The organism is Comamonas sp. E6 (assembly GCF_001010305.1).
Taxonomy (GTDB): Bacteria; Pseudomonadota; Gammaproteobacteria; order Burkholderiales; family Burkholderiaceae_C; genus Comamonas; species Comamonas thiooxydans.
Genome location: NZ_BBXH01000006.1, coordinates 160,708 through 174,894, shown reverse-complemented (window position 1 = coordinate 174,894; position 14,187 = coordinate 160,708). Strand labels below are relative to the sequence as shown.

12 protein-coding genes are annotated in these 14,187 nt (G+C 56.3%); 8 read left to right on the top strand and 4 right to left on the bottom strand.

Annotated elements, in window-relative coordinates:
* Nucleotides 1-12: 12 nt before the first annotated feature.
* The 4 genes from tpiA to rpsO all read right to left on the bottom strand — a co-directional run bounded on the left by tpiA (nt 13) and on the right by rpsO (nt 4,610).
* Nucleotides 13-759: a triose-phosphate isomerase gene (tpiA, locus tag CSE6_RS04080; RefSeq protein WP_034359791.1), complete on the bottom strand. Its 747-nt coding sequence runs from the start codon at nt 757-759 to the stop codon at nt 13-15.
* Nucleotides 756-1,763: an NAD(P)H-quinone oxidoreductase gene (locus tag CSE6_RS04075; RefSeq protein WP_034378754.1), complete on the bottom strand. Its 1,008-nt coding sequence runs from the start codon at nt 1,761-1,763 to the stop codon at nt 756-758. The genes tpiA and CSE6_RS04075 overlap by 4 nt, the downstream gene beginning before the upstream one ends.
* A 131-nt stretch (nt 1,764-1,894) precedes the next feature.
* Nucleotides 1,895-4,138: a polyribonucleotide nucleotidyltransferase gene (pnp, locus tag CSE6_RS04070; RefSeq protein ID WP_059439939.1), complete on the bottom strand. Its 2,244-nt coding sequence runs from the start codon at nt 4,136-4,138 to the stop codon at nt 1,895-1,897.
* A 205-nt stretch (nt 4,139-4,343) separates the two neighbouring features.
* The gene (gene rpsO / locus CSE6_RS04065) at nt 4,344-4,610 is read right to left on the bottom strand and encodes a 30S ribosomal protein S15 (RefSeq protein ID WP_003057844.1); all 267 of its coding nucleotides are present in this window, start codon (nt 4,608-4,610) and stop codon (nt 4,344-4,346) included.
* A gap of 597 nt (nt 4,611-5,207) precedes the next feature.
* Here rpsO and CSE6_RS04055 point away from each other — a divergent pair.
* From CSE6_RS04055 to ribD, 8 genes are read left to right on the top strand one after another with little or no spacing between them, the layout of a single operon-like run.
* Nucleotides 5,208-5,792, top strand: coding sequence for a GspH/FimT family pseudopilin (locus tag CSE6_RS04055; RefSeq protein WP_034378753.1), 585 nt, complete (start codon nt 5,208-5,210; stop codon nt 5,790-5,792).
* A 57-nt stretch (nt 5,793-5,849) separates the two neighbouring features.
* Complete coding sequence (locus CSE6_RS04050; protein ID WP_193751088.1) at nt 5,850-6,434, top strand: GspH/FimT family pseudopilin; 585 nt, start codon at nt 5,850-5,852, stop codon at nt 6,432-6,434.
* Complete coding sequence (pilV, locus tag CSE6_RS04045; RefSeq protein WP_034378752.1) at nt 6,422-7,126, top strand: type IV pilus modification protein PilV; 705 nt, start codon at nt 6,422-6,424, stop codon at nt 7,124-7,126. The genes CSE6_RS04050 and pilV overlap by 13 nt, the downstream gene beginning before the upstream one ends.
* A 9-nt stretch (nt 7,127-7,135) precedes the next feature.
* Complete coding sequence (locus CSE6_RS04040; protein ID WP_059439938.1) at nt 7,136-7,996, top strand: PilW family protein; 861 nt, start codon at nt 7,136-7,138, stop codon at nt 7,994-7,996.
* 5 nt (nt 7,997-8,001) lie between these two features.
* A complete protein-coding gene (locus CSE6_RS04035) occupies nt 8,002-8,829 on the top strand; it encodes a PilX N-terminal domain-containing pilus assembly protein (RefSeq protein WP_059439937.1) in 828 nt (275 codons plus the stop codon).
* A 38-nt stretch (nt 8,830-8,867) separates the two neighbouring features.
* Nucleotides 8,868-12,563 (top strand): pilus assembly protein, encoded by a 3,696-nt coding sequence (locus CSE6_RS04030; RefSeq protein ID WP_059439936.1) that lies wholly within the window; start codon nt 8,868-8,870, stop codon nt 12,561-12,563.
* 30 nt (nt 12,564-12,593) lie between these two features.
* Nucleotides 12,594-13,034, top strand: a complete 441-nt coding sequence (locus tag CSE6_RS04025; RefSeq protein WP_003064356.1) for a type IV pilin protein — start codon at nt 12,594-12,596, stop codon at nt 13,032-13,034.
* Nucleotides 13,035-13,064: 30 nt separating this feature from the next.
* The gene (ribD, locus tag CSE6_RS04020; RefSeq protein ID WP_059439935.1) at nt 13,065-14,174 is read left to right on the top strand and encodes a bifunctional diaminohydroxyphosphoribosylaminopyrimidine deaminase/5-amino-6-(5-phosphoribosylamino)uracil reductase RibD; all 1,110 of its coding nucleotides are present in this window, start codon (nt 13,065-13,067) and stop codon (nt 14,172-14,174) included.
* Nucleotides 14,175-14,187 lie beyond the last annotated feature (13 nt).

Genomic DNA, 14,187 nt, shown 5'->3' with positions numbered 1-14,187 from the left:
GGCGCAGACGAATTATTGCGCTGCCGCAATAATGGTGAGGAAATCCGGGGCCTTGAGAGCAGCGCCACCGATCAGGCCACCGTCAATATCGGCCTGAGCCAGCAGCTGCGCCGCATTGCCCGCATTCATGCTGCCGCCATAAAGCAGAGGCACGCGATCAGCCTTGTCGCTGGCCGCCGCCAGCTGCGCCCGCAGCACGGCATGCACCTGTTGGGCCTGCTCGGGAGTGGCAGTCTTGCCGGTGCCTATGGCCCAGACAGGCTCATAGGCCACAACCAGCTCGCTCACGCAGTGGCCGACCTGATGAATCACGGCTGCCAGCTGACGCTTGACCACGGCCTCGGTCTGACCCGCCTCACGCTCCGCCAGGGTCTCGCCCACGCAGACGATGGGCGTAATGCCCTTGGCCAGCGCGGCCTGGGCCTTGGCAGCGACCACCGCATCGGTCTCGCCATGATATTGACGACGCTCGGAGTGCCCGACCAGCGCATAGCGCACGCCGAACTCCTTGAGCATGACAGCAGAAGTTTCGCCCGTGAATGCGCCCTGCTCGTGCTGGGACACATCCTGTGCGCCCACACCAATGGATGTCCCCGCAAGTTCCGCCTGGACTTGAGCCAGATAGGGCGCAGGAGCAGCCACGGCCACGCCCGCCTTGTTGCCAGCAGGCAAGCCCTGCTTGATGGCCTGCAACAAAGCAGCATTGGCAGCCAGGCTGCCGTTCATCTTCCAGTTGCCAACAATGAGTTTTTGCTTCATGTTTCCCAAGTCAAAACGATTTTTCCGGTGTGCTGGCTGGATTCCATCAGCGCATGAGCCTGCGCCGCATCAGCAGCATCGAATTCACGATAGATGGCTGGGCGCACCTTGCCGGACTCCAGCAGGGGCCAGACATTGCGCTTGAGCGCCTCGGCGATCGCCGCCTTGAAGGCCACGGAGCGCGGGCGCAACGTGGAGCCGGTCACGGTCAGTCGCTTGCGCAGCACCAGGCCGGCATCGAACTCGGCCTTGACGCCACCCTGCACCGCGATGATGACCAGGCGACCATCAGGAGCCAGACATTGGACTTCGCGCGCCACATAGCTGCCGGCGACCATATCGAGAATGACGTTGACGCCCTCACCTGCCGTGATACGCTGCACTTCTGCCGCAAAGTCCTGTGTCTTGTAGTTGATGGCGTGGTCGGCACCGAGCTTGAGGCAGTCATCGCACTTGGCATCACTGCCCGCCGTGACAATGACCGTCGCGCCCCAGGCCTTGGCCAGCTGAATCGCCGTCACGCCAATGCCGCTGCTGCCGCCCTGCACCAGCAAGGTTTCACCGGGCTGCAGAGCCCCCCGGTCAAACACATTGCTCCAGACCGTGAAAAAGGTCTCGGGCAAGGCCGCCGCCTGCACGTCGCTGAAGCCCTTCGGCACCGGCAGGCACTGGTCCACGGGCGCAGCGCAGAAACTCGCATAGCCGCCACCGGCCACCAGCGCGCAGACGCGGTCGCCGAGCTTGAAGCCCGCCTTGGCCATGGCCGCCTCGTCGCCCGCCACGATCACACCCGCCACCTCAAGCCCCGGAAGATCGGAGGCTCCGGCAGGCGGCGCGTAATGACCTTTGCGCTGCAGCACATCGGGGCGATTGATGCCGCTCGCGGCAACGCGAATCAGCACCTCCCCCTCAGCCGCCACCGGCATGGGACGTACACCCATGCGCAGCACGTCTGGCGCACCATAGCTGGTGATTTCCACCGCTCGCATTGTGTTGGCTTCCATAGTCAGGCTTTGCTCTATCAAAGAAATCAAGCTCAAACGCTTATACAGAAAGCGCCTGCGGCTACAAAATCAGGATCAGCCAGCAAACGACAAAACAGGAGACCGCCTCGCGGCGGACTCCTGCTCAGCCATTACTGCTGCTGTTGCTGCTGCTCGTCAGCGGCTGCGCGGTTTTCACGTGGCTCGCGATTCTCGCGGGGTTCGCGATTCTGGCGGGGAGCACGTTCGCGGTACTCGCGATCGCCGCGGGGTTCGCGCGGCTCACGCTCGGGCATGCCGGCAGGACGTTCGGTCAGCGCCTTCATGGACAGCTTGACGCGACCCTTGTCGTCGGTTTCCAGAACCTTGACCTTGACCACTTGACCCTCTTGCAGGTAGTCGGTGACCTTTTCCACGCGCTCGTGAGCAATCTGGCTGATGTGCAGCAGACCGTCCTTGCCGGGCAGCAGGTTGACCAGGGCACCGAATTCCAGGATCTTGACGATGGGGCCTTCGTAGATCTTGCCGATCTCGACTTCGGCCGTGATCTGCTCGATGCGCAGCTTGGCGGCTTCGGCCTTGGCGCCGTCGGTGGCGGCAATGGTGATGGTGCCGTCTTCCTCGATGTTGATCTGGGTGCCGGTCTCTTCGGTCAGCGCACGGATGGTGGCGCCGCCCTTGCCGATCACGTCACGGATCTTCTCGGGGTTGATCTTCATGGTGTAGAGCTTGGGCGCGAAGCTGGAGACTTCGGTCTTGGCTTCACCCATGGCTTCCTGCATCTTGCCAAGGATGTGCATGCGCGCTTCCTTGGCCTGAGCCAGGGCGACCTGCATGATTTCCTTGGTGATGCCCTGAATCTTGATGTCCATCTGCAGGGCGGTGATGCCGTTGGTGGTACCGGCCACCTTGAAGTCCATGTCACCCAGGTGATCTTCGTCGCCCAGGATGTCGGTCAGCACGGCAAACTTGTTGTCTTCCTTGATCAGACCCATGGCGATACCGGCCACATGCGCCTTCATGGGCACGCCGGCGTCCATCATGGACAGGCAGCCGCCGCAGACCGAAGCCATGGACGAAGAGCCGTTGGACTCGGTGATTTCCGACACCACGCGGATGGTGTAGGGGAACTCTTCCTTGGTCGGCAGGCAAGCCGCCAGAGCGCGCTTGGCCAGACGGCCGTGGCCGATTTCACGGCGCTTGGTCGAGCCCATGCGGCCCACTTCACCGGTGGCAAAGGGAGGCATGTTGTAGTGGAACAGGAAGCGGTCTTCGAACTCGCCAGCCAGCGCATCGATCTTCTGAGCATCGCGCTCGGTACCCAGCGTGGAGATCACCAGGGCCTGAGTCTCACCACGCGTGAACAGCGCGGAGCCGTGAGTGCGGGGCAGCACGGAGGAACGGATCTCGATGGGGCGCACGGTACGGGTGTCGCGGCCGTCGATACGGGGCTCGCCCGCCAGGATCTGCGAACGCACGATGCCGGCTTCGATGTCGAACAGCATGCCTTCGACCTTGACGCCGTCGAACGCCACGCCTTGCTCGGTCAAGGCGGCCTTGACATCAGCGTATGCAGTGCGGCAAGCCAGGGTACGCACCTGCTTGTTGCGCTCCTGGTAAGCGGCGCGCAGCTTGGCTTCGCCCAGCTCGGCCACCTTGGCGATCAGCGCTTCGTCCTTGGCAGGAGCAGTCCAGTCCCATGCGGGCTTGCCGCCTTCACGCACCAGATCATGGATGGCGTCGATGGCGATCTTGCCTTGCTCGTGACCGAACACCACGGCGCCCAACATCACTTCTTCAGGCAGTTGCAGGGCTTCGGATTCCACCATCAGCACGGCGGATTCGGTGCCGGCAACGACCAGATCCATCTGAGAATCCTTGCGCTGGGTCTGACCGGGGTTCAGCACATATTCGCCGTTGACGTAGCCCACGCGAGCAGCACCGATGGGGCCGCTGAAGGGAATGCCGGACACAGCCAGGGCCGCCGAAGTGGCGATCATGGCAGCGATGTCGGCGTCGACTTCGGGATTCAGCGAAATGGTGTGGATGACCACATGCACGTCGTTGTAGAAGCCTTCGGGGAACAGGGGGCGGATGGGGCGATCGATCAGACGCGAGGTCAGAGTCTCCAGCTCGGAAGGCTTGGCTTCGCGCTTGAAGAAGCTGCCGGGGATCTTGCCGGCGGCATAAGTCTTCTCGATGTAATCAACGGTCAGGGGGAAGAAGTCCTGGCCGGCCTTGGCGATCTTGGAACCCACGACAGTGGCCAGCACCACGGTGTCGTCGATGTTGACCAGCACGGCGCCGGAGGCCTGGCGCGCGATTTCGCCGGTTTCCATGGTGACCGTATGCTGGCCCCACTGGAAGGTCTTGGTAACTTTGTTGAACATGGTCATATTGACTCCCTTATGAATAGCTGGATACGCTCATCCAGTCTTGATTTGGAGTGCAAACAGAACACGATGCCATTCCAGTGCTGCGCTGAGCGCTATCAATAGTGCAGCATTGGAATGACACAGCTTCGCTCTGTTTTGCGAACTCCGAAGTAAAAAACGCCTGAGCTAGGCAATCTAACTCAGGCGTTTCGATCTTTCACCGTGCTTACTTGCGCAGGCCCAGCTTGGCGATCAGTGCTGTGTAGCGGTCAGCGTCCTTGGACTTCAGGTAGTCCAGCAGCTTGCGGCGACGGCTCACCATGCGCAGCAGACCGCGACGACCGTGGTGGTCCTTGGCGTTAGCCTTGAAGTGGGGAGTCAGTTCGTTGATGCGAGCTGTCAGCAGAGCCACTTGCACTTCGGGGCTACCAGTGTCGTTTTCGGAACGAGCATTGGCCTTGACAACTTCAGCCTTCTTATCGGCAGCGATCATTTTGTTTTCCTTAGGATTTGGCACTCGACGAGGAGCACCTTGGTTACTTGCGCCAAGGCTGGAAAGGCCTCAGCGTGCGTCTTGCACCATGCAAAACCCAACGATTATATCAAGAGGCGATTTATCCTCCATGCAATAGCACGACTGGGCACAAGACCAAGGCTGGCAAACCCGCTTGCCCGCTCCTGAGCGAGACTCGGACAATGCGCCCATCACCTCCAGCCGGGGATCTGCAATGATCAGCTTTTCTAGACGCTATTCGTTTGCCAGCCTCTGCACTGCGGCCCTGATAGTCTTCGCTCTCGCAGATCAGCCAGCACTCGCAGCCAACGCAGGCCAGCGCAACCACAAAGCAGCCAAGAAGCAAAGCGGCAAGGTCAAGATCCAGAACACCCGGAGCAGTTCGGAAGAGACAACTGCCGAACGCGATAGACGACTCTATCGGGAATGCCAGGGAAGACCCAACTCCGGGGCATGCGCGGGGTACGCCTACCCGGCTTCCGGCCGCCGCCGCTGAAAGCAACCACCGATCTCCCCATCAAGACCACTCATCCAGTCACAAAGCATTCGGCATGCAACGAAACGTAATATGCCAGCATGCCCAATTTGCCCCTCATTCGTCACCATTTTTCCAGAGGCTTCACAGCCATTGAACTCATGGTCACGGTTGCCATTCTGGCCGTTTTGGCCGGCCTTGCCGCGCCCAGCTTCAATCCAATCATTGAACGCTGGCGAGTGCGCCAGGTTTCGGAAGAGTTGCAGTCCACGTTTTACTTTGCGCGCTCCGAAGCCATCAAGCGCGGCGGCAATGTGACTATTTTGCGCAGCGATGATGGCGGAGGCTGCACAGCAGTGGGCACAGACACCAGCCTCTGGAGCTGCGGCTGGATTGTGTTTGCCGACTTGGACAACGACGGCGAGCAGGACAGCGGCGAAGACACATTGCAGACTGCCCCCGCCCCCAACAAGGTAAGCGTGCAGTTCACCAATACCAGCGATGCCAAGCTGACCGACCCGATCAAGGTTGACCGCTGGGGAAGGTTCTCAAGCACGAATGCCGCCATCGATTTTGCATTTCGATTGACCCCAAAAAGTGGCAGCGCCGCCAGCGCATCCTCAATCTGTGTCAGCAGCAGCGGACGCATCAAGCGACTCGACTCTGCAACCAGCTCATGCAGTTAACCAAACGAACAGGATCATTGGGCTGCGGCACAGGCCCGCCCTCAACGAGGAATATGTATGTACCCCGGCTTAAACAACGCTCCGCACCTCGCAGCCCCCGGTTTCAGCAGTTACGGATTCACTTCCATTGAGCTGATAGTGACCATTGCCATAGCCGCAGTCCTCAGCGCCATTGCAGTGCCCAGCTTCAATTTTATTTTTGAGCGCTGGCGCGTCATGGAGGCCGTGGAGATCATGAAATCCAGTCTGATGTTCGCCCGCTCAGAAGCTATCAAGCGCGGTGGCAACGTATATCTGGAAAAGCTTCCCCGAACCACTGTTGGCTGCGTCACCGACGGGACCAACCAGGACTGGGATTGCGGCTGGGTCGTCTTCGTGGACAGCAATGGCAACAGACGCTGGAACAGCGGAGAGGAAATCCAGCGCTATGAACCACCAACCAAAGTAACCGTCACCAGAACCAAATCAGGCGCCACCATCCGTGTCGACCGCTGGGGAATGATGGATGGCGCCAATTTGATCGGCTTCACGATAGCACCTCAGCCTGCCGGAATAGCCTCTGCCGCCACCAAGGGCATTTGCATGTCTTCGGGCGGACGAATTCGAGTCATTGAACAAAAAGACGTGCCATGCACCAACTGAATCACACTCGCCAAATCGGCAAACAGCGAGGCATCACTTTGCTGGAATCGTTGATTGCCATTGTCGTTGCCGCACTGGGCATCCTCGGCATCCTCGGCGTACAAATGCGCACGCTGACCGACACCCAGACCAGCATGCGCCGCGCTCAAGCCATCCGTTTGATTGAAGACCTCAGCGAGCGCATGAAGGTAAATCCCAATGCACTGAGCGGCATCAACACCTACGTCACGGGCTGGACCGCAACACCGCCAACCACTGCGGCGACCAAAAAATGCGTTGGCAGCACTACCTGCACCCAGGCCGAATTGGCCGAGTACGACCTCAAGGAATGGAAACGCCTGGTGGAGCGCTCTCTCCCGCTTGGCAATGCCGCCACCTTCCTGGCCCTTGCCGACGGCGATTCCAGCAGCATCACCAACCGCCGGCAACTGGGCGTGCTCATACGCTGGCGGGAAAACGAGCGCGAAGACTTTGCAAGCGATGCCACCGGCACTGCCGCCAAAAAAGCCTACAAGGACGCCATCAACACCGGAGCCAGCATCAAGAGCGACGGCAGTATCAGCACCAAAGATCCCACCTCCTGCCCCGCCAACTTCACTTGCCATCTTCAATACATACCAGTCAGTGCACGCTGCGCACCTGACTTTCGTGCAGGCAATAGTGCACCTTTGTTTTTCTGCCCCGGAACCTGACGCATCCCTATGAAAGCCTCCAGCATCGCGAGAAGCCAGCCTCAGCGCGGCGTGACTCTAATTGAACTACTCGTCGGCATCGTCATCGGACTTCTGACGGTAGCCGTTGCCATGGGTGCGCTGATGGTCTCAAGAGGCGTTACCGGCACGGTCAGCGATAGCAGCATGCTGCAGCAACAAGCCGCATACGCTTTTCGCGTCATCGGGCAACAGATCCGCCAGGCTGGCTCCTTGAGACTGAATCTGGCCTCACAGAAGTCAGAAGGAGCCGATATCGATATGTCGGATCCGGTAGCCTTTGAGACCAAAGCCACAGATTTCGATCCCGCGGTCAATACCATCAGCGGTATGGACAGCCCCGGCACCAATGAATACAAGCTCACCTTGGGTTATCGCAACTATAAAGAGCCGGTATATACATCTACAAATACTGCATCCATGCTGCGCGATTGTCTCGGTCAATCACCCAATGACAATTTGATTCAAAGCCGGTTCTCGCTCAATTCTACAAATAATGAATTGCGCTGCGTGGGCGCATCAGGAAACCCGCAGCCCATTATTCAGAATGTCGCTAATTTTCAAGTGCGATATTTGCTGCAGACATCGGCATCCAGTGGTTCCCCGCAGATCAGCTATGTCGATGCAGCTACTGTGGCAAGCGCCTGGCCGCAGGTTGTCGGCGTGGAAATATGTCTGGTGCTTTATGGCAATGAAGCCATTGATATGCCGGACAACACCACCTACCTGGACTGCGACAACACTACATCCGTCACCATGAATACATTGGCTGCCCCACGTACGCGGCGAGCGCACATGGTTTTCCGCAACATCTACCAGCTGCGCAGCCAGGGACTGACTACGGTCAGCTGAATATCATGAATACATTCAAATTTTCCCGACAAAGAGAACAGCGAGGTATATCACTATTCGTTGTGATCATCTTTGTCATGCTCTCCATGCTGCTCGCCCTGTGGGCATCCCGCACATCGCTTTTCAATGAGTTGATCGTCGGTAATGATGCTGATTACCAGCGAGCCTTCGAGGCAGCCCAGGCCATCTTGCAAGATGCCGAGCTCGATATTCGCGGAGAAAACTCTGATGGCAGCTTTTGCACACCCAATGACAGTGACGGAAACATATGCCGACGCACGACTGCAGAGAAAATACCGCTAGAAGCACAGGAGGTGGGCACTCTTCTGGCGGACCTGGCAGACCCCACCAAGATTGCCAGCACAGCGCCGAAATGCAAAAACGGCATTTGCATCAAGCGCGCTGATCGCTCTGGTATCAAAGACAAACAGGACTTCTGGAACAACACAGATTCGACCAAGGGCATTACGCTGACACAAATGACCGGTGTTCATACAGGCACCACTACGCCCGTCGGCGCGCGCTATGGTCAATTCACAGGCGCAGCAATCGGAGATGATGATAGTCCGGCAAGCGCCATATTGCGAGACAGAAGTGCTGCCAACCAAGGGGCCTGGTACTGGATCGAAATTCTCCCCTATGACGATAGCAGCAAGAATTCCGGTGTTCTTGTCAACAACACTGGAACAGGTGCAATAAACCCACAAAGCATTTTGGCACTAAACCTGACACCTAATATCGTCTATCGAATTACAGCTCTGGCGTATGGACGCAATCCCAACACAATGGTTGTGCTTCAGCAGACGTATGCAAGACAAAAACTCAAAGACTAGATACCCATGTTCTCTACTTATCAGATCAGGTGATCGCCATGCAAAAAAAAATGCCCGCTCACTTCAAAAGAAAGTCACTTGCCATAGCAGCAGGCGCAGTTCTAATACCCTCGATCGCAACATCCATCGAGTTGCTTCAGGCCCCTCCGGGCACAGTGCAGCCCTATGTCACACCTAATGTGATTATCTCCGTCGACGATTCTGGAAGCATGGACTACTGCTCAAATGCAGAAAGCTCATCCAAATGCGTAATTACAGGCTATGACAGAAGAGGCAACGCAATTTGGGGTGGCGCCACCAATGAATCTCAGCCGAATGCAGATGGAACCTGGCCCGTAACAAGCCGCCGCATTAATGTTCTTAAATATGCATTAATTGGAGCACAAAAGAGCGATGGAACTTGGGAAGGCGGCGTTTTCCGAGATAGAAATTTACTTCCAGATAGAAAAATTCGTCTATCTTGGCAAGCCATGTGGAATAACGGAGGTTCAGCTGACGCAAAGAATGTCGACTCCGATAAAATGAATCAAAACTCCATGCGTTTCTTAGGAGAAACGCATAGAAATAACTTCATTAGCTTCATTAATGGATTAGATGCAAATAATGGCACACCTTCCCATTTAATGTTCAAACAAGCCGACGCCTACATGCGTCGCGACTTATCAATCAATAGTCCCTGGGCATCAGACCCGGGGAGTCAAGCTACACCTTACCTCGGTTGTCGTCGAAACTACCATATCATGATGACGGATGGCCGCTGGAACAATACATCATATGACATCGGCGACAAAAATCGTCGAGATAATGCAACCAACATAACCCTACCAGATGAGACCATTTATGGTGGAACACAAGCCCAACAAAAACAGACATCTTTATATAGAGACTCCCACACAGAAACCCTAGCTGATTGGGCTTTCTACAGCTGGGGAACGCCATTACAAACAGCAAAAGACGAGACAAATGGAGTTAAAGGATTAAAAGGATCCATACAACCCTCTCCAGAATATGACAATGCACCTCAACAAGAAAATTTCGGAAAAGACTCAAAAGGCAACGATGCAATTTTAGAGAGATACTGGAACCCAAAGTTCAACCCTGCCAACTGGCCCCATATGGTCACCTACACCATTGGATTCAGCAATATGGCTGTAACTTGGCCTGGCGCATCTGACATTATTGCACCGACTAATAAAGTTCCATTTGGATACAACGGAAGCTTTCTTGATTTCGTTACAGGAAACAAATCCTGGCCTGCGATGGACAATGAAAACAAGAGATCTCTTGATCTTTGGCATGCTGCCTTAAATGGTCGTGGGCGCTTTTATGCTGTTGAGAAAGGTGAAGATCTAGAAAAAGCATTCCGTGAAATTTTTGGGCAAATCAACACCCAAACTGATCCAGATATGACATCCACTGCTACAAGTGGATCCAATAATACGCGCTATGACGTTGGAAAGTTCACAGGAAATTATGAACCCAAAAATGGCTGGAAAGGCTTCATCAAGGCTGAAACTGTCAGAACAGATGGATCGATAATATCCACTCCTGGATGGGGTGGTCAGAATACGGCAGAAAAGCTTGACGCCTTAAATGCAACAGGTGCCACAAAAAATACAACCAGCAGAACCATCCTCAGCTGGAGTGACAAATGGGGGAGCGAGGACAAGTATCAGGGTGGCGTTCCATTCCTGTGGGCAAATGATGAATCCACACTAAGCACAGCCCAAAAGCTATGGTTACAGAAGAAGCCTGATGGATCTGGAACCGACGAAGGTGCAGCAGCTGGGCAAAACCGCCTGAACTTTATACGAGGCATACGAACCCTTGAAGGCTCTGAAAGCACCGGCTACACAGCAGCCAAGCCGTTTCGTGAGCGCAAGAGTATCCAAGGAGACATCATCAACTCCATTATCTGGTTTACTGGAGCTCCTTCGAGCAACTACGCTTTAAAGGGCTATGCAGACTTCACCCGATCCAAGGGTACAAGAACGCCGATGATTTATGCAGGTGGCAATGACGGAATGCTGCATGGATTCTCTGCTGCTGATGGCACAGAGAAAATTGCATACATTCCGCAGGGAATCATCCCTAGCTTAGGTCGCCTTACAGACCCCACATACAACCAAAAGCATCGCAATTTTGTTGACGGCTCCCCAATGACAGGGGATATCTATATCGGCTCAAACATCGACACAGACACCAACCCTGGCAACAACTGGAAAACAATTCTGGTTGGTTCACTGGGCGCTGGCGGAAAAGGTTATTTTGTTTTGGATGTCACCAACCCAGATAGCTTTTCCACGACAGCGGCTTCGAGCCTCGTCAAATTAGACCGAACTCGCAGTACTGATGCTGCGATGAATGCCGCAGCAGCACCCAACTGCGCATTGACTGGCATGAGTACTCCCGAAAAGACGGCCTGTGCCAAAGCCGTATCGGAGGATCGTGACATTGGTAACATCACAGCAACACCCGTCGCTGATGAGAACAACCCTATGCGCACCACACAGATCACGCGCATGAATAACAACCGCTGGGCAGTTGTTATGGGTAACGGCTACAACAGCAGCAACCAACGCCCCGTATTGCTGATTCAGTATCTGGACAACGATATGGAACTCAAGCGTATCCCTGTCGTAGGCGCCGTTGATGCGAGTACTGCAGACATTGGTACAGGTAGTGGCATTGCCAACGACAATGGCCTGGCTGCCCCCCGCTTGGTTGACCTCAATGGTGATGGATTGCCTGATATTGCATACGCTGGTGATAACTTGGGCAATATGTGGAAGTTTGATCTCACCAGTGCTGATGCAAGCAACTGGGGAGTCGCTTTCAGCGGAAGGCCATTATTCACTGCGCAAGGCCCCGCATCCTTGAACAGCACCAGAACTCTTGTCCAGTCCATTACGGCCCCACCAACTGTGCGTGCCAACGACCGGAAAATGACCATTGGAACAGGCAACGACAAGAAAACCATTGCTGTAGGCGGCATGATGGTTGCTTTTGGCACAGGCCGCAACGCTACCAAAGCTGACGAAAACAACCGGAATGTGCAAACCATTTACTCCGTCCTGGACAACACACGCTACAACTTGATTACCACAAACCTTGGCCCACGCGTACAAGTCAATAGTGGCAATACATCCTGCACAACCCCCAACGGAACCTGCATTCCAGTCCCCACGGCCTTGGGCACCGGCGTAACCGCAGCCAAGCTTGCTCAGCAAAGCATTACGGAACTGAGCAACGGTGACTTTGGCGCTGTTGGAGCAAGTAATGACGACAACAAGCTCACCACCAGCACCTGGGCCAACTACAACGGCTGGTATCTGGACTTGCCGGCCGTAGGAGAGCGTCAGCTCAAACCCATGGAGTTCTATGACGGCAGCAATATCCTGGCCATTTACTCTCAGGTTCCGGCCAAGGGCACCGATGTAGACCCCAATGTGGAAAGCTGTGAATCCACGACGGTCGATGGAGAGCGCCAGTACCGCACCTTTATCAACATCATGGATGGGCTTCGTCCGTCGGTTCAGATCGTTGATAAAAACAACGACGGTCTCTACAACTCGCTGGATCTGAATGTGTCTCGCGTCAAGGTAAGCAAAGGCTCCCACACGCTAATAGCCCAGAAAAACAAGATCGCAGATATCGACACCAAGAATGATAAAGAGATGCTGGCACGCATGCCCGAGCAGTCGCTGCGCCCCAGCTGGCGTCAGCTGCGTTGAGCGCTGCCTGCTTCATGAGGAAAAATGAAAATGCAAAAAAAACAGCAAAAAGGCTTCACATTGATCGAATTGATGATCGTCGTGGCCGTCGTCGGTATCCTGAGTGCCATCGCCTACCCCAGCTATACCGAGTATGTGCGCCGCGGCCATAGAGCAGATGCACGCGCCGGCCTGCTGCAAGCCCAGCTCTGGATGGAGCGTGCAGCCACGGCAACCGGGGTATATCCAACCAATGCAGACCTCACCAAGGTGCTACCCGCCAACCTGTCCTGGTCCACCGACGCCAGCAAGCGCTACCAGATCGAAATGAAAGCCAGCTCCACTGCCGCCTACACTTTGATCGCCAAACGCAAAAACCCGGGAGCACAGGCAACTGACAAGTGCGGAGACTTCACCCTCAGCAACACAGGGGTCAAGAGTGCTGACAATCTGGCAAGCGGTACCACGGCCTCGGACTGCTGGACCAAGTAACGCAGAACCCTCTGCATTACCATCCTGGGCATGACACCCTCTGCCCATTTCATGAACAAGGCGCTTGAGCAGGCTGCTCAGGCGCTTTTTCTTTCCTCACCCAACCCGCGCGTCGGCTGCGTGATCGTCGATGCCTCGGACCGCATCATCGGCCAGGGCTTTACCCAGCAGGCCGGCGGCCCACACGCCGAGGTGATGGCATTGCGCGATGCGGCTTTCAAAGGAAACGATGTGCGCGGCGCCACGGCTTATGTGACGCTGGAGCCCTGCTCGCACCATGGCCGCACCGGCCCCTGCTGCGACGCCTTGATCGCAGCCGGCATCGGCAAAGTGGTGGGTGCGCTGACAGACCCCAATCCGCAAGTGGCCGGCCAGGGTTTCGAGCGACTGCGCGCTGCGGGTGTTGAAGTGGAAATCGGCCCCGGCGGAGCCGAATCACGCGAGCTCAATATCGGCTTTTTCAGCCGCATGATTCGCGGCACACCCTGGGTGCGCATGAAGGCTGCCAGCTCGCTGGACGGTGTCACGGCCCTGCACAACGGTCAAAGCCAGTGGATCACCTCGGCGGCCGCCCGCGCCGACGGACATGCCTGGCGTGCCCGTGCCTGCACGATTCTGACCGGCATAGGCACGGTACTCGAAGACAATCCGCGCCTGAATGTGCGGGATGTAGACACACCACGCCAGCCACGCATTGCCGTGGTGGACAGCAAGCTGGACATCCCGCTGGACGCTCATGTTTTGAAAGCACCTAACGGTTGCCTTATCTACACTAGCAGCACAAATCAATCCAAGATCGAGAAATTGCAAGCGCTAGGCGCTACGGTTATTGATATGCCGAACGCAGCGGGCAAGGTCGATCTGGCGGCCATGCTGCGGGATCTGGCCCAGCGCGGCACGAATGAGCTGCATGTGGAAGCGGGCTTCAAACTCAACGGCTCCCTGATTCGCGAAGGTCTGGTCGATGAGCTTCTCTTCTATCAAGCCCCCAAACTGCTGGGCACGGGAGCCATGGGTATTGCCAACTTCGGCCCGCTCGACAGCCTGGACCAGGGCCTGCCACTGGTGTTCCATGATGTCGCCCGCCTGGGACCGGACCTGCGCATTGTTGCCAGAGTCCAGGGCCGAGAGCAGCTCTAGCGCAGTCTGTGTC